This window comes from Actinoplanes solisilvae (assembly GCF_003999975.1).
Classification (GTDB): Bacteria; Actinomycetota; Actinomycetes; order Mycobacteriales; family Micromonosporaceae; genus Actinoplanes; species Actinoplanes solisilvae.
Genome location: NZ_RJAC01000026.1, coordinates 63,270 through 85,833, shown reverse-complemented (window position 1 = coordinate 85,833; position 22,564 = coordinate 63,270). Strand labels below are relative to the sequence as shown.

The following is a 22,564-nucleotide window of genomic DNA, read 5'->3' as shown; positions in this document are numbered from 1 at the left end:
GCGCCTCGCCCGGCCTACGGGAGCAGTTGGTCGAGGGTCGGGGCCTTGGCGAAGATGCCGTCGCGCTGGCCGAGCTGGGCGACGCGTTCGAGGGACTGCCGGTTGATGTCCTCGGGCCAGCTCGGCAGGATCATCGCGATGCGTACGGTGTCGTTGATCTGCGTGTACGTCCCCACGACGTCGCGCACCTCGTCGGGGTGCTCGGCCGCGTAGCGCATCGACTCCTTTATGGCCGCGGTGAAGTCGGCGGCCAGCTTGGGTTTCGCCGTCAGCGTGCCCTGGCTGGTGAAATAGAGCGCCACGGTCAGGTCGGGCGCGGTGTCGACGAAGTTCGACGCCAGGATCTGCCCGCCCTGGGTCAGCACCGCGCTCAGCGCCGGCTCGACCACCCACGCCGCGTCGACCTTGCCGGCCTGCAGGGCGCCCGGCATGTCGGGGAACGGCATCGCCTGGAACCGCAGGTCTTCGGCCTTGCCCCCGGCCCGGCGCACCGACTGGCGCACGGTGGTGTCGCCGAGGTTCTTCAGCGTGTTCACCGCGATCCGCTTGCCGGTCAGCTCCCGCGCCGAGCGGATCTTGCTGGCGCCGCTGACCACGATGGCCGAGAAGTCGCGCCCGGCCCGCCCGTTCGAGGCGACGCCGCTGGCCACCGCCTTCAACGGCGCCCCGCCCGTCTGCGCGGCCATCAGCGACGTCACGTTACTGAACCCGAACTGGTACTTGCCGCCGACCACGCCCTCGACGATCGGCGCGCCACCCTGTTCGGCCGAGAGTACGAGGTCGATTCCGCGCCGGGCGAAGAAGCCCTTCTGCTTGCCCAGATAGATCGGCGCCACGTCGATGATCGGGATGACACCGACGCTGACCTTCGTGGCCGTGCCCTCACCTTTTGTCTCGTCCGGGGAGCAGGCCACCGCGGCGACGAGCGTCATGACGGCCATGGCGGCGACGAGAATCCGGCGCATGGTGTGCCCTTTCAGCTACGCGGCGCGACTGCGCCCGGCGCAACATACCGGATCAAGGGCCCGGCTCGGCTCCCGCGCGAAGACAAAATTTCAGGACGTGCGAAGGTGCTCCATGCGCTGCCGCACGGCCTCGGCCGACGACGCCCCCGACGCGAAACGGTCCACTTCGGATTCGGCGCTCTCGAGCCTTTCCCGTACGCCCTGAGCCTCGGACCCGGCCAGGTCGAACCGCAGCCTCCACCCCGCCAGCTCGAGCCGGGACGCGTGCACCAGGAGCGTGCCCTCGGCCGCGGGCTTGTCAGCGGCGTGCACGAGTTCGCGGTCGAGCTCGTCGAGCCCCCGATCGAGCCCGTCCACGTAGTCGGCCCACTTCTGCTCGTCGACCTCGGCGGCGCCGGCGTGGGCGTGACCGAGTCCCGTGCGCAGCCGGTCGAACGAATGCCGGATCGCCTCGGCGAATCCGCTGTGCCGAGCGGCCGCGGCCCGCTCAGCGGCGGTCAGGCGGCGCAGGACGTCGGAGGCCTGCTCAGTTCTCGGTGTCGTCACCGCACGACATTACGATCCGCCACCGGCTCCCGGGCGAACATCGCGTGAACTCTGCCCGCGCGCTCAGCCGGTGGCGGCCAGTTTGCGGAGGGCCTCGGCCGCGTTGTCGGTGAAGGGGTCACCGTGGCCGGGGAGGATCGTCTTGACGTCGAGCGTGGCCATCTTCTTCACCGACTCGGCCGCCTGGGTCATGTTCTCGCTGTACTGCGAGTCGGGGCCGGACAGGCCGTTGGCGTTGCGCAGGGCGTCGCCGGGCAGGAGCGTGCCGCTGGCGGGGTCGAAGATGGCGATGTGGCCGGGGGTGTGACCCGGGGTGTGGATCACCTGGAGGCTGAAGACCTCGTCGCCGTCCTTGAGGGGAACCAGTTCCTTCGCCGCGACGATCTCGGGGACGTCGGCGGCGCCGGTGTAGATCTTCGCGTTCGGGGTCAGGGGTTCCACGCTGCCCAGACCGCCCGCGTGGTCGTCGTGTTTGTGGGTGAGGATCACGTGGCGGACGGCGGCGAAGCTGCTGCCCGCGGCGGCGAGACCCTGCCCGATGGCGTCGGCCGACCCGGGAGTGCCCAGGTCGACGATCGCCGCCGTGTTGCCGCGGACCAGGATGTAGGCCGACACGAACGAGAGGTTCACCCGCTGCCAGCCGCCGTTCGCGGTCCCGCCCGGCGGCGGGGTGGCGGAGCCGGACGCCGGGGCCGGGGCCACGGCCCCGGGCGACGACGAGGGCGAGGACGAGCACCCGGTGATCGTGTTCAGCACGGTCACGCCGACCGCGCCCGAGCCGGCGATGAACAGGAGCCTTCTGCTGATCCGGAGGTCGCGCATGACCTGATGCTCGACCCGCCGCCGGGATGATCGCTACCGATTCGGGAGAGTCTTGGCCGATTCTTGTCCTGCGGGTCTGGGTATGGGGCTCCCATGACGGAGTACGGAATCCACGCCTCACACGAGCAGATCCCGCCCGCCGAGTTGCTTGCCGCGATGGTCGCCGCGGAACGCGCCGGCTTCGACGCGGCGATGTGCTCCGACCACTTCTCCCCGTGGAGCCGCCGCCAGGGCGAGTCCGCGTTCGCCTGGTCGTGGCTCGGCGCCGCGCTGCAGGCCACGAACCTGTCGTTCGGGGTGGTCAACGCGCCGGGTCAGCGCTACCACCCGGCGATCATCGCGCAGGCCATCGGCACGCTCGGCGCGATGTATCCGGGGCGGTTCTGGGCCGCGCTGGGCAGCGGCGAATACAGCAACGAGCACATCACCGGCGAGCCGTGGCCGCGCAAGGAGGTGCGCGAGGCCCGGCTGCTGGAGTCCGTCGGCGTGATCCGCGACCTGCTGGCCGGCCAGGAGGTCACCCGCGACGGGCTGGTCAAGGTCGACCGGGCCCGGCTGTGGACCCGGCCCGAGACCGCCCCGGCGCTGATCGGGGCCGCGGTCAGCACGAAGACCGCGGCGTGGTGCGCGGGCTGGGCCGACGGCCTGGTCACGGTGAACGCGCCTGACGACCACCTGCGCTCGATGATCTCGGAGTATCGCGACGCCGGCGGCCGCGGCCCGATCTGCCTGCAGGTGCATCTGAGCTGGGCGGCGACCCAGCGCGAGGCCGAGCAGATCGCGCACGACCAGTGGCGCAGCAACATCTTCGCGCCGCCGATCTGCTGGGACCTCGAGACCGTCGAGCACTTCGACGTGATCAGCGAGAACGTGACCGTCGAGCAGGTCGGCCAGGTCGTCAACATCTCGGCCGATCTGGAGGAGCACATCGAGAAACTGCGCGGGTACGCCGCCCTCGGCTTCGATCGCGTCTATCTGCACCACGTCGGGCAGGACCTGACCCCGTTCATCGAGGCGTTCGGGGCCAAGGTCCTGCCGGCCCTACGTTGACCTAGGCCGCTCCGCAGTTGGCACGGAACTGGTAGGTGGTGGAGTTGGTCTGCGAGCCGCCGTCGTAGTCGAGGCGCATTCCGGCGGCCGAGCCGTCCAGCGCCCCCCGCTTCACCACCACCAGCAGGTTGGCCTCCTCGCCGGCCCGGACCGTGGCCTTCGCGGCGGGGATCCGCGACTCCCAGGTCTGGTTCGTCGACGGGGGATAGTTCGCGTTGAGGATCGGGGCGCGGCCGTTGAGCAGCACCACGAACGCCTCGGTCGCCTGGACGCCCTGAGGCTCCTCGAGGCTGAGGTTCTTGATGACGAGGTCGGCGCCGGCCGGAGCCCGCACCACCGCGCCGACCACCATCGACGAATCCTCGGCGATGCGTACGCACTGCGTCACCGGGTCACCGCCGAAATCCAACTCTCCGCTGTCGTCTGAGGCGCAGGCGGTCACCGAGACCGCCAGCGCTATACCGAGCGTGGCCACGCCACTGCGCCGAATCATGAGGGGGGACCGTACTGACTCTTTGTTACGTAACGATCTCGATGCGGACAGTCGCTCGATTGCATGCAACCGGACCGAAAACGCCGATTGACCTTGCCTTTCCGCCGGGCCTGTGGGAAGGATTGCATGCAATCTTGCGGTGCGGCGGGAGGTCTGGTGCGAGCAGCGGCGGAACAGGTGGCGGAGTCCCTGCGGGATGAGATCCTCGCGGGGGTCTTCCCGTCGGGCGCGCGACTCGGGGAGGCCGAGCTGGCCGGGCGGCTGTCGGTGAGCCGCACACCGGTGCGCGAGGCACTGTCCCGGCTCGCGGCCGAGGGCCTGGTCGAGATCCAGCCCAACCGGGGCGCCCGCGTCGTCACCCGCACCCCCGACGAGTTGCGTGAGATCTTCGAGATCCGGCTGCGCCTCGAGCCGTACGCGGTGTGTCGTGCCGTTCCCAGGCTGACCGCCCGGCAACTCGACGAGCTCGACGACCTCGCCACGACGATGGTGACCGTGGGCCGCAGCAGCACCCTGGTCGATCTGAACCGGTGCTTCCACGGCCTGTTCATCGACGCCGCCGGGTCGCCCCCGCTCGCCCAGGCGCTGCGCGCGGTGACCCACGCGGCGGTCGTGCACCAGAACTTCCACGACTACAGCGAGGACGCGCTGGACCGCAGCCTGCGGCACCACGTCGAGATGGTGGCCGCGGCCCGGGCCGGCGACGGCGAATGGGCCGAGGCGATCATGCGGGCCCACCTGTGCAACGCCCGCGCCACGATGATCGGGGGCCGTCCGTGACCGCGCTCCCGCTGGACGATCTGCGGGTCGTCGAGTTCGGCCAGTTGCTCGCCGGGCCCTTCTGCGGCCAGCTCCTCGGCGACTTCGGCGCTGAGGTGATCAAGGTTGAGGCGCCCGGCGCGGGCGATCCGATGCGGCAGTGGGGGCGCGAGAAGCCGCACGGCAAGTCGCTGTGGTGGCCGGTGGTCGCCCGCAACAAGAAGTCGGTCACCTGCGACCTGCGCAAGCCCGAGGGGCAGGCGCTGATCCGGCAGCTGATCGACCGGGCCGACATCGTGGTCGAGAACTTCCGCCCCGGCACGCTCGAACGCTGGGGGCTGGCGCCCGAGACGCTGTGGCAGACCAATCCGGGGCTCATCGTCACCCGGGTCACCGGCTACGGGCAGACCGGGCCCTACGCGAGCCGGGCCGGGTTCGGCTCGATCGGCGAGGCCATGGGCGGCATCCGGTACGTGATGGGCGAGCCCGACCGGCCACCGGTGCGGGCCGGCATCTCGCTGGGCGACTCGCTCGCCGCGACGTACGCGTGCCTGGGAACTCTGGTCGCCGTGCATCACCGCACCCGCACCGGGCGCGGCCAGGTGGTCGACTCGGCCATCTACGAGGCGGTGCTGGCCATGATGGAGTCGTTGCTGCCCGAGTGGGCGGTCGCCGGCTACCAGCGCGAACGCACCGGTGCGACGCTGCCCAACGTGTCGCCCAGCAACGTCTACCCGACCGGCGACGGCGACCTGATCCTCATCGCCGCCAACCAGGACACGGTCTTCGGACGCCTCGCCGCGGTGATGGAGCAGCCTGAGCTGGCCACCGACCCGCGCTACGCGACCCATTCGGCGCGGGGCAAGGCCATGGTCGAGCTCGACAACCTGATCGCCGAGTGGACCTCCAAGCGCGAGGCCGAAGGGCTGCTGGCCGCGCTGCACGAGGCGGGCGTGCCGGCCGGGCGCATCTTCCGGGCCCGCGACATGTTCGACGACCCGCACTTCGCGGCCCGGCAGGCGATCGTCACCGTGCCGCACCCCGACTTCGGCGAACTCCCCATGCAGAACGCGACGCCGCGCCTGAGCGAGTCACCCGGGGCGGTCCGCTCGGCCGGCCCGGCGCTGGGCGAGCACAACGACGAGATCTACGGCGGTCTTCTGGGCCTCGGCGAAACGGAGCGCGCGAGCCTGCGCACAAACATGACCATCTAAGGAGCGAGATGTCGTATCGACTCGGCGTGGATGTGGGAGGCACCTTCACCGACGTGCTGCTCGTCGACGAGGACACCGGTTCGACGTGGCGGGCCAAGACCGCCTCGACGCCGAGCGACCAGTCGGTGGGCGTGCTGCACGGCATCGACAAGGTGTGCGCCGAGGCCGGCATCGACCGGCAGGCCGTCGCGCACGTCCTGCACGGCACCACGGTCGCCACCAACGCGATCCTCGAGGGCAAGGGCGCGACCGTCGGCCTGGTGACCACCGAGGGGTTCCGGCAGGTGCTGCAGATCGCTCGCTCGTTCGTGCCCGGCGGCCTGGCCGGCTGGATCATCTGGCCCAAGCCCGAACCCCTGGCCGCGCTGGAGAACACGGTCGAGGTGCCCGAACGCGTCGCCTCCGACGGTTCGGTGGTGCGCGAGCTCGACGAGGACGCGGCCCGGCAAGCCCTGGGCCGGCTGCGCGAGCAGGGCGTCGAGGCCCTGGCCGTCTCGCTCATCAACGCCTTCGCCAACGGCGCGCACGAGCGGCGCCTGGCCGAGCTCGCCGCCGAGGAGCTGCCCGGGGTCGAGGTTTCGCTGTCCAGCGTCGTGCTGCCCGAGATGCGCGAATACGAACGGGCGCTGACCACCGTGGCCAACGGCTACGTTCAGCCGCACGTCGCCCGCTACGTGGCCAACCTGTCGGCCAAGCTCGCCGCCGAGGGTGTGCCGGCCGAGCTGTCGATCCTGCGCAGCGACGGCGGGCTGGCCGCGGCCCACGCGGCGATCGGGGCGCCGGTCACGATGCTGCTCTCCGGGCCGGCCGGCGGGGTCGCGGGCGCGGTCTGGGTCGCCGAGCAGTCCGGGCACACCGAGCTGCTCACCTTCGATATGGGCGGCACCTCGACCGACGTCGCGCTCGTGCGGCAGGGCCAGGCGCGCATCGGCCGCGAGACCAAGGTCGGCGATCTGACCGTACGGGCCTCCGCCGTCGACGTCCGCACGGTGGGCGCGGGCGGCGGCTCGATCGCCCACGTGCCCGAGCTGACCCGCGCGCTGCGCGTGGGGCCGCAGTCGGCCGGCGCCGAGCCGGGCCCCGCCGCGTACGGGAAAGGCGGCAACGCCCCCACGGTGACCGACGCCAACGTGGTGCTCGGCTACCTGCCGTCGACCCTGGCCGGCGGGGAGATCGCGCTCGACCGCGACGCCGCCCGGGCCGCGGTGCAGACGATCGCCGACGCGATGGGCCTGGACAGCGCCGAGCAGGCCGCCGCCGGGATCGTCGACATCGTCAACGAGAACATGCTCGGCGGGCTGCGCCTGGTCAGCGTGCAGCAGGGCTTCGACCCGCGCGAGTTCGCCCTCGTCGCGTTCGGCGGCGCCGGACCGCTGCACGCCAACGCGCTCGGCCGGCTCACCGGGGCGTGGCCGGTCATCGTGCCGCCCTCGCCCGGAGTGCTCTGCGCCCTCGGCGACGCCACCACCTCGGCCCGCGACGAGTCCGCCCGCACGGTGCTGCGCAAGCTCGGCGACCTGAGCCCCGACGAGTTCGCCGTCATCTTCACCGAGCTGGCCGCCGCAGCCTCGGGACGGCTGATCGAGCAGGGCGTCCCGGCCGAGAAGCAGACGATCGGCTACTCGGCCGACCTGCGCTACGTCGGGCAGGGCAACGAGCTGCCGGTCACCTTCTCGTTCGAGAACGACGGGCTCGACGGGCTGGCCGGGCGCTTCGACGCCGAGCACGAGCGGCTCTTCTCGTTCACCCTCGGCGTCGACCACGAGCTGGTCAACGCCCGCGCCACCGTCACCGGCGCCCGGCCACGCGTCGCCCCGGTGCATCTGGACAAGGGCGACGGCGACCCGGCCGCGGCCCGCACGGGCAGCACGCGCATCTACGTCGACGGCGGGTTCGTCGACGCCGCCCTCTACGACCGGCTGCTGCTGCGCGCCGGCGACGTCGTGACCGGCCCGGCGATCGTCACCGAGATGGACTCGACCACGCTGATCCTGCCCGGCCACGCGGCCACCACCGACCCGAACGGCAGCCTGCTGATCCGCCCGCTCGAGAGCCTGGAGGGCTGAACCCATGGCCAGCATCGTGCAGACCGCGACCGACGCGATCACCAAGGGCGACGTCGACCCCGTGACCCTCGACCTGGTCGAGAACGGGCTGCGCAACGCCCGCTACGAGATGGACGAGGTGCTGTTCCGCACGGCGCTCTCGCCCGGCATCCGCGAGCAGCACGACGAGTTCCCGCTCATCGCCGACCCCGACGGGCGCATGGTGGTCGGGCAGTTCGGGCTCTCCATCCCCGACTTCCTGCAGGGCTTCGCCGGCGAGATCCGCGAGGGCGACGTGCTGCTGACCTCCGACCCCTACGCGTGCGGCGCCGCCATCAGCCACGCCAACGACTGGCTGGTGGTCATGCCGATCTACGTCGACGGTCGGGTCGTCGGCTGGTCGTCGATGTTCGGCCACATGTCCGACGTGGGAGGCAAGACGCCGTCGTCGATGCCGACCGACGCGAAGACGATCTACGAGGAGGGTGTGGTCATCCCGCCGTTCAAGCTCTACTCGGCCGGGGTGCTCAACGACGACGCGCTGCGCATCATCCTGAACCAGGTGCGCGTGCCCGAGTGGAACCGCGCCGACCTCAACGGGCTCGTGGCCGCCTGCCGCACGGCCGCGCGGCGGGTCCGCGAGATGTGCGCCCGGTTCGGGGTGGCCACGTACCTCTCGGCTCTGGACGCTCTGCTGCAACGCAACTATGACGCGATGAAGACGTTGCTGCACGTCGTCTTCGAGGAGGGTCGCACCCTCTCGTTCACCGATTACATCTGCGACGACGGTGTCGGCTACGGCCCGTACGAGCTGAAGTTGTCCCTGACCCGCACCGGCGACGAGGTGCACCTCGACTTCACCGGGTCGTCGCCGCAGGCCATCGGGCCGGTCAACTACTACCTGAACGAGAACCTGGCCCGGATGTTCTTCGGCATCTACATGATCACGGTGGCCGACCCGCAGATCCTGTGGAACGACGGCTTCTATCCGCTGGTGAAGGTGACGATCCCCGACGGGTCGTACTGGAAGCCGAAGCACCCGGCCGCGCTCAACGCCCGCAACCACGGCATCGGGCGGGTCTTCGACCTGTTCGGCGGGCTGCTGGGGCAGACGAACCCGGCGCTGCTCAACGCGGCCGGTTTCTCGTCGTCGCCGCACTTCATGTATTCCGGGAACTACTCGACGGGCGACCGCAAGGGGGAGTGGTTCCAGCTCTACTCGATCGGGTTCGGCGGGATTCCGGGGCGGCCGCTCGGGGACGGGCCCGACGGGCACTCGCTGTGGCCCAGCTTCGTGAACATCCCGTGCGAATTCCTCGAGTCGTACTACCCGCTGCGCATCGAGAAGTGGGAGACCGTCGCCGACACCGGGGGCGCGGGACTGCACCGCGGCGGCAACGGCGTCGACGTGGCCTACCGGTTCCTCGAGCCGGGGACGATCGCCATTCACGACGACCGGTGGCTGACCTACCCGTGGGGGGTCAACGGCGGGGCCCCGGGCGCGCGCGGTCGCAAGTGGATCGACCGCGACGGCGGCGAGCGCGAGATGCTGCCCAGCAAATGCCACGACATTCCCGTACGACCGGGGGACGTGCTGCATTTCGTCACCTGGGGCGGTGGCGGGTGGGGCGACCCGCTCGAACGCGATCCGGCGCTGGTCGCCCTCGAGGTGCGGCGCGGTCTCGTCACACCGGCCGGGGCCCAGGCGTACGGGGTGGTGGTGCTCGACGACGGTTCGGTGGACGTCGACGCCACCTCGGAGCGGCGCGGCGTCCTGCGGGCGGAGCGGCCGGACGAATTGCCGGTGTTCGACATGGGGCCGGGGCTCGACGTGATCCTCGCGCGCTGCCAGGATGAGACCGGCCTTCCGGCCCCGACCCGCCCGGTCTGGAACTGATCGCTGAACCGGCGCCGGCCCGCCCGGTCTGGAACTGACGGTCCGGATCGGCGCCGCCCCGTCCCCAGCGTGCCACCTGGAGCCCGATCTTGAGCTGGCGCAAGTATCTGTTGATCCCGCGGCTGACCCTGGCGTCGATCGGCGCACCTCGATCCCAGACGCGGGCGTGGGAGCGGTATTGGGACGGCATCTCACGTCTCGGGCCGGACGGCGACGTGCTGTGGGACGCCGACGAGCCGGCCGAGGCGGAGATGCTCGCCGCGATGCTGAGCCGGCACGCCGACCCCGGGCTGCCGATGGTCGATCTGGGCTGCGGTTCAGGGCGCCAGGTGCACGCGTTGACGAAGTTCGGTTCGCGGGTGATCGGCATCGACGGTTCGGCGGCCGCGGTCGCCCGCGCCGGTTCGGGCGCGGCCGTCGTCTTCCGGGTCGCGGACATCGCTTCGGGCGGGCTCGGGGAGCGGCTGCACGACGAGATCGGGGACGCCAACGTGCACATCCGTGGGGTGTTGCACGTGCTCGACGACGACGCGCGGCGGGCGGTGGCCGCGAACATCGCGGCGCTGCTGGGGGAGCGGGGAACGCTCTACCTCTGCGAGACCAACCACACCGGCGACCCGCTCGACTATTTGCTCGACCAGGGCGCCCGCCCGACCCGGCTGCCGCCGCTCGTGCACCGGCTGATCCGGGCCGGCGTGCGGGCGCCGCGGCGGTTCGGGCCCGAGGAGGTGGCGCAGGTGTTCCCGGCCGGCGGCTGGGAGACGGTCGAGCAGGGCGCGACCGAGGTCTACGGGATTCCGCTGGAGCCGGGCGGGCCGGTCCAGCGGATCCCCGCGTGGTACGCCGTCGTCAGGACTTCGAGGCGCCCGTCGCGTCGCTGATCAGCAGCTCGGGGTGCCGGATCAGGTAGGCCGGGAGCTTGTCGGCCGCGGTGGCGTCGAACAGCGCCTGGGTGTCGGCGTTGATCGTCTCGGCGCCGGAGCCGTTGCCGGCGTAGGTGCCGTTGTTCGTCTTGATCGGGATCAGGTCGCCGGCGGCCAGGCCCTTGAGGCCGAAGATGAAGTTGTCGACCGGCACGCCGTGCGTGTCCATCTTCAGCGACTTGCCGGCCGCCTGCAGGATCTTGCCGACCTTGGCCGGGTTGCCCATGATGCCGGCGCTGCTGGCCTTCTTGGCCATCGCTCGCAGCAGCTGCTGCTGGTGGCGCTGACGGTCGTAGTCGCCGTTGGTCGAGTGGCGCAGGCGGGAGAACTCGAGCGCCTCCCACGGCTGCATGGTGCGGCAGCCCTTCTCGAACCAGAGGGCGTTGCGCGGGGGCGACTTCGGGTCGGCGCCGTGCGCGTACTCGACCTTGCCCTTGTTGACGACGTAGTGGCTCGACCACATGCGCTTGTCGACGCACAGGTGCACGCCGCCCATCGCCTCGAGGATGCCCTTGAAGCCGTTGAAGTCGATGACCATGACGCCGTCGAACTCGATGCCGGTCAGCTCGTTGATGGCCTTGGTGGCCAGCTTGGCGCCGCCCTGCCAGCCCCGGCCCTTCTGCGACCCGAAGGTGTAGGCCGAGTTGATGCGGGCGGTGGTGCCGGGGAAGTTCATCTTCGCGTCGGCCGGGATCTTCGCCATCGTGTCCCGGGGGATCGAGATCATGTACGCCTGGTCGTGCGAGGCGGTGATGTGCAGGATCAGGATCGTGTCGGAGCGGGACTCGCCCTCGCCCCACCCGGTGCGCGTGTCGAGGCCGAGCATGAGCAGGTTCATCGCGCCCTTGGGCAGCTTGCCCGCCTCGACCGTCTTGTTGCCGAGGTTGCCCTCCGAGTCGAGCACCGACGAGGTCGTCTGGATGTTGTTGGTCAGCTTGCCCAGGAAGTAGTTGACCGAGACGAGGCCGCCCACGCCGACCAGCGCGAGGATCACGCCGAACGTCATCACCAGCTTGGCCCAGAGCGGCGCTTTGCGGCGCTTGCTCTTCTTGCCGTTCTTGCCGGTTCCGCCACCGTTCTGCGTATTCCGCTGACCCTGGCGGTCGTCACGATTTCTCATCGTGGCGCTCTGTGCCGGCATATGTTCGAACTCCCTCTGTGACACAGGCGTCTGACAATCCTCTACTACGAGGGCCGCCCGCGCCGGGCTCAACGCCGTGAGAACAGATATATGGTCGTGATCTTTTAGTCAACCCTGCTGAACAAGGGGTGACCTGTCGGCAACGGATCGGATATATAGCACCGATTTCGGGCACACGGCGTGATGGGGCGACCACGTCGTGCGTCCGCTCAAGTATTCGCCGGAGATCGTCCGCACGGCCACCCCGCAGTCCGTTTTCGGCGGTTATTTGATCTCCCACTAATCGCGCGGGCCATTCGCAACGGGTGATATGAATGGTTTCTGGGAATTGACTGGATGTTTCCGGTGTCCATTTAGTGTGGTTAGGGGCGCCCCGTCGGGAACGCGCCGACGCGATAGGGTCCCTGCCCGTGGATGACCGGACGAACGAATTGCGTGACGCCCACGACGTGCTGGCCGACTTCTACGTCGGCTACCTCGACGGGCACCTGGAGAAGTCGCCGATCGAACGGGCCGTGCTCGACCTGTTCTGCGAGCTGACCCTGACCGCCGGCCTGGGCCCCGAGGTGGCCGACGTCGGCTGCGGCACCGGCCGGCTGCTGCCCTACCTGGCCAAGCGCGGAGTGTCGCCGCGCGGCACCGACCTGTCGCCGCGGATGGTCGAGGTGGCGACCCGCGATCATCCGGGGTTCACGGTCGAACAGGCCGACCTGCGGTCGCTGCCCTACGCGGACGCATCCCTCGCGGGGGTGGTGTGCTGGTACTCGCTGCTGTTCCTGCCGCCGGAGGCCCGGCCCGTCGCGTTCGGCGAACTGGCCCGCGTCGTGCGGCCGGGCGGCTATTTCGCGTGCGCCTACAAGAACGGCGACGGACGGCTGCGGCGCAACGGCGCGGCCACGACACAGCTGGGCGTCAACTTCGACCGTTATCACCTGTCGGCGGCGGAGATGCGCGAGCACGTCACCGCGGCGGGCTTCGAGCCGGTGTTCGAGGGCGACACGCCCCGCGAGGGTGAGGACGAGTTCTCGCTGGCGTACCTGGTGGCCCGCCGCGGCTGACGGGAAGGGGCCGGAGCGTGTGTCGCTCCGGCCCCGCCCGACGAGAGCTGTCAGACGCCGGCGACCGAGGTGATCCAGGCGCGGTTGTAGGCGACGCTGCCGTAGTACTGGCGGCTCTGGCCGTCGGCGGTGGAGGCGACGCCGACCTGCGCGCCGTTGTAGACCTGGGGGCCGCCCGAGTCGCCGCGCCACGCGTTGCCGTTGATCCGCTGGCTGCCGATCGCGCGACCACCGTACGCGTCGGTCTGGTTGGTCGAGGTGACCTGGACCGTGGCGGTCTTCAGCGTCGTCGAGGCGCTGCAGCCGCTGTAGCAGGTCATGCCCCAGCCGTAGATCGAGTTGGTCGAGCCGACCGGCGGGTACGCGCTCGACAGAGGCATGTACGACGTCGAGATCGACGAGCTGAGCCGCATGAGGGCCAGGTCGTAGCGCGTCGACGTGCTGCTCACCGTGCGGGTCACGCCGCCCGAGGTGCGGTTGACGCTGCCGACCCGCACCGACATCGTGCCCGAGATGCAGTGCCGCGCGGTCAGTACGTAGTTGGCCGAGATGATCGTGCCCGAGCAGGTGAAGCTGCCGTTGCTGAGCACGGCGGCGGCCCACGGCGCGGACGAGACCGTCCCACCGCCGATGATGTTGGTGCCGGGGTCGGAGGGGGCGGCCGAGACACCGGCGGGGGCGGCCAGGGCTCCGGTCAGGGCGGCGGCAAGCGAAGCGACGACGATGCGGATGCGCACGCCGGACTCCTTTCGGGGGTGTCGACGCGTACGGCACCGGTCGGCGCCCGCCGCATCGAAGGCTGTCGAAATACCGTACGTTGCGGCGCCCCGAAAAAGAACCACACCATTTCGCACCTATCACCGTGTGATGGCCGCCGATAGCCTCTACGCGTGGACCTCAGGATGTTCGTCGGCGGCGCCTGGACGACCGCCCGCTCGAAAGCGACCGTCACCGCGACCAGCCCCGCCACCGGCGACAACCTCGGCCAGATCCCGGTCGGCGGCCGCGAGGACGCGCAGGCCGCCGTCGACGCCGCGCGGGCGATCGCGCCGCGCTGGGCCGGCCTGGGCGCCTTCACCCGGGCCAAGCTGCTGCACCGCGTGGCCGACACCATCGAGCGCCGCCGCGACTCGCTCGCCAAGATCCTCACGATGGATCAGGGCAAGCCGCTGTTCGCCGAGGCGTACGACGAGGTGGACGAGCTCATCGAGTACTGGCGCATGGCCGCCGAGGACGGCAAACGTCTTTCCGGGCAGCTTCCCAGCTCGGTGGCGGCGAACAAGCGGGCGATGCTGATCCGCCGCCCGCGCGGCGTGGTCGGCGTGATCACCCCGTGGAACTGGCCCTACACGATGCCGGCCGAGCTGATCGCGCCCGCGCTGGCCGCGGGCAACACGGTCGTGTGGACCCCGGCCCCGACGACCTCGGTCGCCGCGATCGCGCTGGCCGACTGCGTCGCCGACGCCGACCTGCCCGGCGGGGTGCTCAACCTGGTCCTCGGGCCCGGCCCGGTCGTGGGCGACGAGATCGCCCGCAACCCCGGCGTCGACGCGGTCGCGTTCATCGGCTCCACCGCCACCGGCCGGAAGGTGGCGAGCGCGGCGGCCGGCAAGGCGACCCTGCTCGAGATGGGCGGCAACGGCCCGCTGGTCGTGCTCGACGACGCCGACCTCGACCAGGCGGTCCAGGGGGCGCTGCTGGCCTGCTTCCTCTGCGCGGGTCAGAGCTGCACGGCCGGCGAGCGGCTGCTGGTGCACGCCGCCGTGCACGACGAATTCGCGCGCCGCCTGGCCGAGGCGACCCGCGACACGGTCGCGCTCGGCGACCCGTTCGGCGACGGGACGACGATGGGCCCGCTGAACAACGCGGCGGTCGCGGCGAAGATGGACGCGCACGTCGCCGACGCGGTCGCCCGGGGCGCCACGATCCTCACCGGGGGCGAACGCGCGAAGGGTCACCTGACCGACCTCTACTGGCAGCCGACGGTCCTCGACAACGTGCCGCGGCACGCGCTGGTCGCCACCGAGGAGACGTTCGGGCCGGTCGCGCCCATCGTGACGATCCGCTCGCTCGACGAGGCGATCGAGCTGACCAACGCGTCCCGCTACGGACTCCTCGCAGCCATCTACACCGCCGACGTCGGCAAGGGCCTCGCGTACGCCGACGCGGTGCGCACCGGATGGGTCAACGTCAACGCGTCGACGAACTACTGGGAGAGCCACCTGCCGTTCGGCGGCCGGTCGGGCTCGGACAGCGGCCTCGGCCGGGTCGGCGGCAGCCACGCGATGGAGACGTTCACCGAGCTGCAAACGGTGATTCTCGGTTGACCGACCGGTCAGAATGATCATTGTGAACGTCGACGAGCTGCTGGAATCGCTCGACCAGCTGCGCGACCGGGAGCGACTGCGCCGGGTGGCCGCGTGGGCGCCCACGGCCACCGACCGGGCCGCTCTGCTGGATCACGGCGAATACGGGCGGCGGCTCGCGCTGGTCGCCGGTCTGGTGGCCCGCGACGTTCGGCTGATCAAGGCGTCGGGCGGGCCGGTTCCACTGCTGCGGGCCGGGCTGTTCGACCGCCGCATCACCGAGCTGTCCTCCCGGGACAGGCGCAAGACAGCCCGGCCACCGCGGTAGGGCCGGAGCCCGCGCTATGGCCTGGCCGACCGCTCAGGTCGCGAGGGGCAGCGGGTTCGCGGCAGTGCGGTTGTCCCGGCCGACGTGGCGTACGTCAGCCGTTTCTGTGGTGTTTCTGAACGAAGGTGTAGCCGGGGGCCAGTGGCTGCTCGTTCTCGGCGGCGCGGTAGAGGTCGAGTTGTTTCTCGCTGGGCTGGGCGCCGCGAGGGAGTTTGCGGACGAAGCCGCTGACCCAGTGGTCGCCGCGGGCGCTTTCGGCCGGGATCGGCTCGACCATCGGGGCGTAGAAGACCATCTCGGTGACCGGCTTGCCGTCGACGGCGGGATAGGACGGGTGGCCGGCCGAGTCGACGCTGCCCTCGACCCGGGTCAGGAAACCCTCGCGGATCAGCTGGTCGAGGGCGTTGCGCAGCAGGAACGCGGCCTTGGCGCCCCGGCCGAACCGCTTGGCCAGCAGGTCCTCGCTGATCACGGCGCTGCCGTCGTCGAAGACCCGGCCCAGCTTGCGGACGGTGTGCAGCACCTTGGCCCGGTTGGACTGGTCGGGCTCGTAGTCGCGGGTGACGACCTTGGAGTCGTACTCGTGGAAGAACGGGACGCCGTCGACGGTGACCGGCTCGTCGAGCGCGGCGGTGCGGATGACCAGCTCGTCCTTGCCGGGATGCCAGACGACGGTGACGAGCACGCCCGGGTGCACGTCGTCGGGCCAGGTCAGGCCGGTGACCTGCCATTCGACGTCCTGCAGCGGCTCGGCGGCGAAGACCGCCCGGGTGGCGGCGCGGCCGAGGTGGCGGTGCTCGATGACGACCTTGACCTCGGGGCGGGTCTCGACGCTGTCCTCGGGGATCGCGCAGACGCCGGCTTCGAGGTCGGCCCGCCACAGGGCGAGTCGGCGGGTCACCGTCTTCATGCGGTGAAGATACAGGCCGGCCCCGCTAGTGCTCGCTTGTGCTCGCTCTTGTTCGCGGGGCCGGGGCCTGTCGTGGTCAGTCGAGCTCGCGGCCCGAGGTGCTGTCGAGCTCCTGCAGCTGGCGGGTGACGTGGTCGCCCAGGGCCTGCTGGTAGGTCTGCGCCAGGCGGCCCAGCTTGTCGATCTCGTTGAGCAGCTCGGCCCGTTTGTCGCCGAGGGTGTTCATCGCCTCGGTGTGCTTGCGGCGGGCGTCACTCTCGATCGTGCCCGCCGTGAGCTGTGCGTCGGTCGAGAGCTTGTCGGACTCGGCCTGCGCCGCCGAGATCACCGCGTCGGCCTCGGACCGGGCGTCGCGCATGTGGTCGTCGGCCGTGCGGCGGGCCATCATCAGCACCGGCGAGTCACCGTCGGCGGCGCTCGGGGCCGGCGCGGCGGGCGTCTCGCGGCGGGCGCGCTCGAGCTGGGTCTGCATGCTGCGGGCGTTCTGCTCGGCGCGGGCGCGGGCCTCCTGCAGGCGCCCGAGCTGAGCGGTCAGGTCGGACAGCTCGGCCTCGAGCGCCCGGTTGCCGGGCCCCGAGGCGGCCGGACCGCCCGGGCCGGGCCGCTGCATCTGGTCGTGCAGGGCGCGGTTCTCCTCGAGAAGGCGGATCAGTTCCTGCTCGACCTCGTCGAGGAAGGCGTCCACGTCCTCCTCGTCGTAGCCGCGCTTACCGATCGCCGGCTTCTTGAAAGCCACGTTGTGAACGTCGGCTGGAGTTAGCGGCATCGTGCTCCTCGGTTCCACTGCTGTTACGACCGTGCCGAGGCATCCTACGCACAACGAGTCCGGCGCGCTCCCGGTGTCATAGCATCAGTCGCCTACCCAACACATGCGAAAGGGAATATGTTGGCCACCGCCGACGACGTACGCCGCCTGGCTCTGGCGATGCCCGAGACCGTCGAGATCCCCAGCGACGGGTTCGACTTCCGTGTGCACAACAGGGGTTTCATCTGGTCCTATCCCGAACGTGAGCCTGGCAAGCCCCGCCGTATCCGCACGGACGTCGCTGTCCTGTACGTCGGCGACGAGGCCGAAAAGCAAGCTTTGCTGCTGGGCGAACCGGCCCTGTTCTTCACCGTCCCCTCCTACGACGGACTGCCCCTGGTGATGGTCCGCCTACCTTCGGTGACAGTCGACCGCCTCGAGGAACTGATCACCGACGCCTGGCAGATGCGCCGGCAGCCACCGCCGCCGTAGCGCGCCTGTCCCGCGGGGACGCCGGTCCTTGATACAGGCCCCTCGAGTGCGATTGAGGCCCCTGTATCAAGGATCAGCTCAGTGCACCCCCGCTCAGCGCGACCGATTGTGCGGACGGCCTTCCGGCGAGGGGCCGACCTCGATCGTGAGGGCCGCCTAGCGGCCCAGCAGGCGGTAGCGCCTCACTGCCAGCGGGGCGAAGACGGCGATGAGCAGCAGCGGCCAGGCCATGGCCAGCATGACGGCGTGTTCGGCCGGCCAGGAGTCGCTGCCCAGGCCGGGGTTGCCGAACAGTTCGCGTGCGGCGGCGACGGTGGCTGAGATCGGGTTCCACTCGGCGACGGCGCCCAGCCACGCGGGCATCTGGTCGGGGGCGACGAACACGTTGGACAGGGCGGTCAGCGGGAACGCCAGCGGGAAGACGATCAGCCCGACCATGTCGGGGTTCGGCACGACGCTGCCCAGATAGATGCCGACCCACGTCAACGCCAGGCGCAGCAGCAGGATCAGGCCGATCGCGGCCAGCGCGGCCCCGGCGCCGCGATGCCACTGCCAGCCCACGAGCAGACCGCAGACCAGCAGCACGGCCATCTCGAGCAGCGCGCGGGCCAGGTCGGCCGTGCTGCGCCCGACCATGAGCGCGGAGCGGGCCGTCGGCATCGAACGGAACCGGTCGACCACGCCGCGGCTGATGTCGAGCGAGATGGCGGTGGCGGTGGCGCCCAGACCGTACAACTGGGTCATCACGAAGACGCCCGGGAGCAGGAACTCGCGGTAGCTGTCGCCGCCGACGGCCATGCCGCTGCCGAACACATAGCCGAACACCAGCACGAACATGATGGGCAGGGAGAAGTAGATGATGATCTGCTCGGGCTCGCGGACGACGTGGCGCAGGTAGCGCGTGGTCATCACCCAGCCGTCGGCGATGGCGGTGGTCATCGGGTCTCCTCTTTCTCGGCTCGGTGCCCGGTCAGGCTCAGGAACGCCTCGTCGAGCGTCGGCCGCCGGATGCCGAGGTCGTCGACGGTGATCGCGGCCTCGCGCAGCGCCCGCGCCGCTTCCGTCAACGCGACGACACGGTCGGTGACGGCAAACCGCAGACCGCGTACGTCGGGGTCGACGTCGACCGTCCCGGCGGCGCCCTCGACCCGCGCCAGCAGGGCCGCCGCTTCGTGGAGCCGGTCGGGTTCGCGGATCACGACCTCGAGGCGGTCGGCCCCGATCGCGGCCTTGAGCTCGTCGGGGGTGCCCTCGGCGACGACCCGCCCGCTGTCGACCACCGAGATGCGGTCGGCGAGCTGGTCGGCCTCGTCGAGATATTGGGTGGTCAGCAGCACAGTGGTGCCCTCGGTGACGAGTTTGCGCACCGTGTCCCACACCTGGTTGCGGCTGCGGGGGTCGAGCCCGGTGGTCGGCTCGTCGAGGAAGAGCACCTGCGGCGCGCGGATCAGGCTCGCGGCCAGGTCGAGCCGGCGCTGCATGCCGCCGGAGTATTCGGAGGCGGACCGGTGCGCGGCGCCGGTCAGGTCGAACTGTTCGAGCAGTTCGTCGGCGCGGGCCTGAGCTGCTCGGCGGCCGAGGTGGTGCAGCCGGCCGAAGAGAACCAGGTTCTGCCGGCCGCTGAGCGAACCGTCGACGGCCGAGTATTGACCGGTCAGGGCGATGCGTTCGCGTACCAGGTCGGGGCGGCGGGCGACGTCGGCCCCGGCGACCTCGGCCCGGCCGCCGTCGAAGCTGAGCAGCGTCGCCAGGATGCGCACGGCCGTGGTCTTGCCGGCGCCGTTGGGGCCGAGCAGCCCGCAGACCGTGCCCGCGGCCACGCTGAGCCGGAACCCGTCCAGCGCCGGCACGCCTCGGTAGGTCTTTCGCAGCCCGTCGGCGGCGATGGCGATTGTCGTCATGGGCCGAGGCTGCCGGGCGGCGCTGACGAGCGACGCACGAGCCGCTGACGAGCGGCGGTCAGCGCTCGGTGCGCAGGCCGGCCAGGGCGGCTTCGGCCTGGGCCACCGCCTGGGCGGCGTCGGGCCCGGGAATGTCGGGGGTCACCTGGCGATACCAGTGGGCCGCCTCGGCCGGGTCTCCGGATGCCTCGGCCACCCGGCCCAGGGTCACATAGATGGTCAGGCGGGTGCCGTCGGCCGTGTACCAGCCGGTGGGGCACTCGGCCAGGGCCAGCAGGCAGAGGGCGCGGGCCTCGTGGACGTCACCGCGGCGCAGGGCCAGCCGGCCCAGACCGTGGCGGGAGGACGCCAGCAGCTCCGGAGCGCCGCTCTCGGCCGACAGCGAGACGGACAGGGCGAAATCCTCGGCCGCCCCGGCCGCGTCGCCGCTGAGCATGCGGGCGTCGCCGCGGGAGCGGTGCAGGTCGGCCAGGTCGACCTGGGAACGCAGCTCGACCGCCAGGCGCAGGGCCTCGTCCATGTGCGGGCGGGCGGCCTTGTGGTCCTCGTTCAACGTGGCCAGCTCGGCCAGGCCGGAGCGGGCCAGCATCGTGCCCCAGCGCTCGCCCAGGGCGCCGAAGCCGGCCAGGCCCCGCTCGAACTCGACGCTGGCGTGGGCACGGTCGCCGCGGAACACCGCGATCCAGCCGCTGCCGATGGTGGCCAGCGCCTCGCTCCACGGGTCGGCGCGCAGGCGCGAGCGCAGCGCGCTGTGCAGGTCGAGCAGTTCCTCCTCACCCTCGACCGGAGGGCCGGCCGCGAAGGCCGACAGGTAGAGCAGGAACGGCTGGCGGGGCGGGTGGGTCAGGGTCTCGAGGTAACCGGTGGGGTGCTCGCCCGCGCGCAACGGATCACCCGACAGCGCGGCGTTCAGGCGGGTCAGCACGAACTCCTCGGCCAGGCCGGGCGGGGCCTCGGGGCCGACGCGGTCGAGCAGTTCCTGGGCGAGCGCCGACGCCTCGCTGCGCGCGCCGCGCAGCCACCAGTAGAACGACAGCGCCGCGACCAGGCGCAGCGCGACCTCGTCGGAGCCGTGGCGCAGCGCGGCGTGCAGGTTGTCGCGGTCGGCGTCGAGACGGGCGAGCCAGTCGAGCTGCTCGGGGCCGCGCAGGTGAGCGTCGGCATCCTGAGCCAGGGCCAGGAAGTACGCCGCATGGGCCTGAAGCACGTCGTCACGCGCGGAGAGCTGCTCGGCGCAGAAGGCCTTGATCGTGGCGAGCATGCGGTAGCGGGTGCCGTCCCGCTCGATCAGCGACTTCGTGACCAAGCCGTCGAGCACGTCGAGGGTCGCGGTGCCCAGGCCGCCGAGCTGCTCGATCGCGTCGAGGCCGGCGCTGCCGCGGAAGACCGTGAACCGGGCGGCGAGGGTGCGTTCCTCGGCGGTGAGCAGGTCCCAGCTCCACGCCACGACGGCCCGCAGCGTGCGGTGCCGTTCGGCGGCCGTGCTGCTGCCGCGCGACAGCACCCGGAACCGGTCGTCGACCCGCCGGGCCAGTTCGCCGACCGGCAGCACCGGCAAGCGGGCCGCGGCCAGCTCGACCGCCAGCGGCAGACCGTCGAGCGTGCGCACGATGCGGCGCGCGGCGACCTCGTCGTCGCCGGTCAGCGTGAACCCGGGCAGCACGTCGGCCGCCCGCTCGGCGAACAGCCGCACGGCGGCCTCGGCCGGCAGCCCGCCGACCGGCACCCGCACCTCGCCGGTGACCCCGAGCGGTTCCCGGCTGGTGGCCAGCACCCGCAGGCCGGGACACGCCGTCAGCAGCAGCCCGGCCAGCGCGGCGACCGCGGCGACCACGTGCTCGCAGTTGTCGAGAACGAGCAGCAGCTCCCGCGTGGACAGCGCCGCCACCAGCCGCTCGGCCGCGGCGGGGCCGGCCAGCCGGTCGCCCAGCAGGCCGCCGTCGCGCAGGCCCAGCGCGTCGAGCATCGCCCGCGGCACGTCGCCCGGCCCGGTGCCGGCGGCCAGCTCGACGAAGCAGGCGTCGCCCTCGAAACGCCCGGCCGCCTCGAGCGACAACCGTGTCTTGCCCGCCCCGCCGGCCCCGACCAGCGTCACCAGCCGGGCCGTGCCCAGCGCGGACGAGACCCGGGCCAGCTCGTCGTCGCGGCCGACGAAGCTCGTCAACTGCGAGGGCAGCCGGTGGCGGGGCACGGTGGGGGAGCCGCGTAGGACCGACGCGTGCACCGCGCGCAGCTCGGCCGACGGGTCGGCGCCCAGCTCGTCGCGGAGGATCCGGCGCGCCTGCTCGAAGGCCGTCAGCGCCTCGGCCGGTCGCCCGCCCGCGACCAGGGCCCGCATCAGCAGCGCCCACGTGTGTTCGCGCAGCGGTTCCTGGCCGACCAGGGCCCGCAGCTCGTCGACCGCGTCGCCGGACGGCCGCAGCAGCAGCTCGGCCTCGACACGGCCCTCGACGGCCTGGCGCCGCCGCGACGACAGGAGGTCGGCCGCCGCGGGCGCGAAGGGCGCCGATCGTACGTCGGCCAGGGCCTCTCCGCGCCAGAGCGAGAGCGCCTCGGTCAGCAGCTCGGCCGCCGTCGCGTACGAGGAAGCGCGAAGAGCCTCGTGGCCCGACGACGCGAGCCGGGTGAAGCGGTGCACGTCGACCTCGCCGGGCTCGACGTCGAGGCGATAACCCGAGCCGTCGTACGAGATGGGCAGCTCGCGCCGCAGCCGGGAGACGTTGGACTGCAACGCGTTGACGGCCCCCGCGGGCGGCGTGTCACCGTAGAGGTCGTCGATCAGCCGGGGGAGCGGCACGATGCGGCCCGCGTCGAGCAGCAGGCGGGCGAGCAGGGCACGCACCCGCGCGCCGCCGGTCGCCACAGCGCCGCCCCCGAGCGTAGGACCCAGAACCCCGTACGGCATGGGTCTCATTCTTCCCGGAGCGCCGGACCAGCGCGAAGGGCGCACCCTATCTAAGGTGATCGGC

21 protein-coding genes are annotated in these 22,564 nt (G+C 71.5%); 10 read left to right on the top strand and 11 right to left on the bottom strand.

Annotated features, from left to right (window positions below; translation table 11 throughout):
* Nucleotides 1-14 precede the first annotated feature (14 nt).
* From EER30_RS39235 to EER30_RS39225, 3 genes are all read right to left on the bottom strand, one after another.
* A complete protein-coding gene (locus EER30_RS39235; protein ID WP_127506609.1) occupies nucleotides 15-965 on the bottom strand; it encodes an ABC transporter substrate-binding protein in 951 nt (316 codons plus the stop codon).
* Nucleotides 966-1,055: 90 nt separating this feature from the next.
* A complete protein-coding gene (locus EER30_RS39230; RefSeq protein WP_127506607.1) occupies nucleotides 1,056-1,511 on the bottom strand; it encodes a hypothetical protein in 456 nt (151 codons plus the stop codon).
* A 63-nt stretch (nucleotides 1,512-1,574) separates the two neighbouring features.
* Entirely contained in the window at nucleotides 1,575-2,333 is a 759-nt protein-coding gene (locus EER30_RS39225; protein WP_127506605.1) for an MBL fold metallo-hydrolase, read from the bottom strand.
* Nucleotides 2,334-2,426: 93 nt separating this feature from the next.
* Between EER30_RS39225 and EER30_RS39220 the strand changes: the two genes are divergently transcribed.
* Nucleotides 2,427-3,383, top strand: a complete 957-nt coding sequence (locus EER30_RS39220) for a TIGR03885 family FMN-dependent LLM class oxidoreductase (protein ID WP_127506603.1) — start codon at nucleotides 2,427-2,429, stop codon at nucleotides 3,381-3,383.
* Nucleotide 3,384: 1 nt separating this feature from the next.
* Here the strand turns inward: EER30_RS39220 and EER30_RS39215 are convergent, their stop codons facing one another.
* Nucleotides 3,385-3,876, bottom strand: coding sequence for a hypothetical protein (locus EER30_RS39215; RefSeq protein ID WP_127506601.1), 492 nt, complete (start codon nucleotides 3,874-3,876; stop codon nucleotides 3,385-3,387).
* A 156-nt stretch (nucleotides 3,877-4,032) separates the two neighbouring features.
* Here EER30_RS39215 and EER30_RS39210 point away from each other — a divergent pair, with 156 nt between their 5' ends.
* The 5 genes from EER30_RS39210 to EER30_RS39190 all read left to right on the top strand — a co-directional run bounded on the left by EER30_RS39210 (nucleotide 4,033) and on the right by EER30_RS39190 (nucleotide 10,672).
* Nucleotides 4,033-4,656: a GntR family transcriptional regulator gene (locus tag EER30_RS39210; protein ID WP_127506599.1), complete on the top strand. Its 624-nt coding sequence runs from the start codon at nucleotides 4,033-4,035 to the stop codon at nucleotides 4,654-4,656.
* Nucleotides 4,653-5,849 (top strand): CaiB/BaiF CoA transferase family protein, encoded by a 1,197-nt coding sequence (locus tag EER30_RS39205; protein WP_240670584.1) that lies wholly within the window; start codon nucleotides 4,653-4,655, stop codon nucleotides 5,847-5,849. The genes EER30_RS39210 and EER30_RS39205 overlap by 4 nt, the downstream gene beginning before the upstream one ends.
* An 8-nt stretch (nucleotides 5,850-5,857) precedes the next feature.
* Nucleotides 5,858-7,915 carry a hydantoinase/oxoprolinase family protein gene (locus tag EER30_RS39200; protein ID WP_127506595.1) on the top strand — a complete coding sequence of 686 codons (2,058 nt, stop codon included), beginning with the start codon at nucleotides 5,858-5,860 and terminating at the stop codon, nucleotides 7,913-7,915.
* A 4-nt stretch (nucleotides 7,916-7,919) separates the two neighbouring features.
* The gene (locus EER30_RS39195; RefSeq protein WP_127506593.1) at nucleotides 7,920-9,791 is read left to right on the top strand and encodes a hydantoinase B/oxoprolinase family protein; all 1,872 of its coding nucleotides are present in this window, start codon (nucleotides 7,920-7,922) and stop codon (nucleotides 9,789-9,791) included.
* A gap of 89 nt (nucleotides 9,792-9,880) precedes the next feature.
* Nucleotides 9,881-10,672 carry a class I SAM-dependent methyltransferase gene (locus tag EER30_RS39190; RefSeq protein WP_127506591.1) on the top strand — a complete coding sequence of 264 codons (792 nt, stop codon included), beginning with the start codon at nucleotides 9,881-9,883 and terminating at the stop codon, nucleotides 10,670-10,672.
* On the opposite strand, the gene EER30_RS39185 is transcribed toward EER30_RS39190, so the two are convergent.
* The gene (locus tag EER30_RS39185; RefSeq protein WP_164842647.1) at nucleotides 10,641-11,834 is read right to left on the bottom strand and encodes an LCP family protein; all 1,194 of its coding nucleotides are present in this window, start codon (nucleotides 11,832-11,834) and stop codon (nucleotides 10,641-10,643) included. The genes EER30_RS39190 and EER30_RS39185 overlap by 32 nt on opposite strands.
* 431 nt (nucleotides 11,835-12,265) lie before the next feature.
* On the opposite strand from EER30_RS39185, the gene EER30_RS39180 reads away from it, so the two are divergent.
* On the top strand, nucleotides 12,266-12,913 hold the full coding sequence (locus EER30_RS39180; protein WP_127506587.1) for a class I SAM-dependent methyltransferase: 648 nt from the start codon (nucleotides 12,266-12,268) through the stop codon (nucleotides 12,911-12,913).
* 50 nt (nucleotides 12,914-12,963) lie between these two features.
* On the opposite strand, the gene EER30_RS39175 is transcribed toward EER30_RS39180, so the two are convergent.
* On the bottom strand, nucleotides 12,964-13,650 hold the full coding sequence (locus EER30_RS39175; protein WP_127506585.1) for a S1 family peptidase: 687 nt from the start codon (nucleotides 13,648-13,650) through the stop codon (nucleotides 12,964-12,966).
* 153 nt (nucleotides 13,651-13,803) lie between these two features.
* On the opposite strand from EER30_RS39175, the gene EER30_RS39170 reads away from it, so the two are divergent.
* Together EER30_RS39170 and EER30_RS39165 are read left to right on the top strand one after the other, a co-directional pair.
* The gene (locus EER30_RS39170; protein ID WP_205650610.1) at nucleotides 13,804-15,240 is read left to right on the top strand and encodes an aldehyde dehydrogenase family protein; all 1,437 of its coding nucleotides are present in this window, start codon (nucleotides 13,804-13,806) and stop codon (nucleotides 15,238-15,240) included.
* Nucleotides 15,241-15,262: 22 nt separating this feature from the next.
* Nucleotides 15,263-15,547, top strand: coding sequence for a hypothetical protein (locus EER30_RS39165; protein ID WP_127506583.1), 285 nt, complete (start codon nucleotides 15,263-15,265; stop codon nucleotides 15,545-15,547).
* A 94-nt stretch (nucleotides 15,548-15,641) separates the two neighbouring features.
* Here the strand turns inward: EER30_RS39165 and EER30_RS39160 are convergent, their stop codons facing one another.
* Together EER30_RS39160 and EER30_RS49505 are read right to left on the bottom strand one after the other, a co-directional pair.
* Entirely contained in the window at nucleotides 15,642-16,457 is an 816-nt protein-coding gene (locus EER30_RS39160; protein WP_127506581.1) for a hypothetical protein, read from the bottom strand.
* Nucleotides 16,458-16,533: 76 nt separating this feature from the next.
* Nucleotides 16,534-17,223 (bottom strand): DivIVA domain-containing protein, encoded by a 690-nt coding sequence (locus EER30_RS49505; RefSeq protein ID WP_127506579.1) that lies wholly within the window; start codon nucleotides 17,221-17,223, stop codon nucleotides 16,534-16,536.
* Nucleotides 17,224-17,343: 120 nt separating this feature from the next.
* Here EER30_RS49505 and EER30_RS39150 point away from each other — a divergent pair, with 120 nt between their 5' ends.
* Nucleotides 17,344-17,694, top strand: a complete 351-nt coding sequence (locus EER30_RS39150) for an MmcQ/YjbR family DNA-binding protein (RefSeq protein ID WP_205650618.1) — start codon at nucleotides 17,344-17,346, stop codon at nucleotides 17,692-17,694.
* A 156-nt stretch (nucleotides 17,695-17,850) separates the two neighbouring features.
* Here the strand turns inward: EER30_RS39150 and EER30_RS39145 are convergent, their stop codons facing one another.
* From EER30_RS39145 to EER30_RS39135, 3 genes are read right to left on the bottom strand one after another with little or no spacing between them, the layout of a single operon-like run.
* Nucleotides 17,851-18,633 (bottom strand): ABC transporter permease, encoded by a 783-nt coding sequence (locus tag EER30_RS39145; RefSeq protein ID WP_127506577.1) that lies wholly within the window; start codon nucleotides 18,631-18,633, stop codon nucleotides 17,851-17,853.
* Nucleotides 18,630-19,595 carry an ATP-binding cassette domain-containing protein gene (locus EER30_RS39140; protein ID WP_127506575.1) on the bottom strand — a complete coding sequence of 322 codons (966 nt, stop codon included), beginning with the start codon at nucleotides 19,593-19,595 and terminating at the stop codon, nucleotides 18,630-18,632. The genes EER30_RS39145 and EER30_RS39140 overlap by 4 nt, the downstream gene beginning before the upstream one ends.
* A gap of 58 nt (nucleotides 19,596-19,653) precedes the next feature.
* The gene (locus EER30_RS39135) at nucleotides 19,654-22,500 is read right to left on the bottom strand and encodes an ATP-binding protein (protein WP_164842646.1); all 2,847 of its coding nucleotides are present in this window, start codon (nucleotides 22,498-22,500) and stop codon (nucleotides 19,654-19,656) included.
* Nucleotides 22,501-22,564: the final 64 nt, after the last annotated feature.

Bases quoted from the DNA above. Each gene is read 5' to 3' on its own strand.
- EER30_RS39220 (WP_127506603.1), top strand. From the start codon at position 2,427: ATGACGGAGTACGGAATCCACGCCTCACACGAGCAGATCCCGCCCGCC.
- EER30_RS39200 (WP_127506595.1), top strand. From the start codon at position 5,858: ATGTCGTATCGACTCGGCGTGGATGTGGGAGGCACCTTCACCGACGTG.
- EER30_RS39225 (WP_127506605.1), bottom strand. From the start codon at position 2,333: ATGCGCGACCTCCGGATCAGCAGAAGGCTCCTGTTCATCGCCGGCTCG.
- EER30_RS39195 (WP_127506593.1), top strand. From the start codon at position 7,920: ATGGCCAGCATCGTGCAGACCGCGACCGACGCGATCACCAAGGGCGAC.
- EER30_RS39235 (WP_127506609.1), bottom strand. From the start codon at position 965: ATGCGCCGGATTCTCGTCGCCGCCATGGCCGTCATGACGCTCGTCGCC.
- EER30_RS49505 (WP_127506579.1), bottom strand. From the start codon at position 17,223: ATGCCGCTAACTCCAGCCGACGTTCACAACGTGGCTTTCAAGAAGCCG.
- EER30_RS39215 (WP_127506601.1), bottom strand. From the start codon at position 3,876: ATGATTCGGCGCAGTGGCGTGGCCACGCTCGGTATAGCGCTGGCGGTC.
- EER30_RS39160 (WP_127506581.1), bottom strand. From the start codon at position 16,457: ATGAAGACGGTGACCCGCCGACTCGCCCTGTGGCGGGCCGACCTCGAA.
- EER30_RS39145 (WP_127506577.1), bottom strand. From the start codon at position 18,633: ATGACCACCGCCATCGCCGACGGCTGGGTGATGACCACGCGCTACCTG.
- EER30_RS39185 (WP_164842647.1), bottom strand. From the start codon at position 11,834: ATGAGAAATCGTGACGACCGCCAGGGTCAGCGGAATACGCAGAACGGT.
- EER30_RS39135 (WP_164842646.1), bottom strand. From the start codon at position 22,500: ATGCCGTACGGGGTTCTGGGTCCTACGCTCGGGGGCGGCGCTGTGGCG.
- EER30_RS39140 (WP_127506575.1), bottom strand. From the start codon at position 19,595: ATGACGACAATCGCCATCGCCGCCGACGGGCTGCGAAAGACCTACCGA.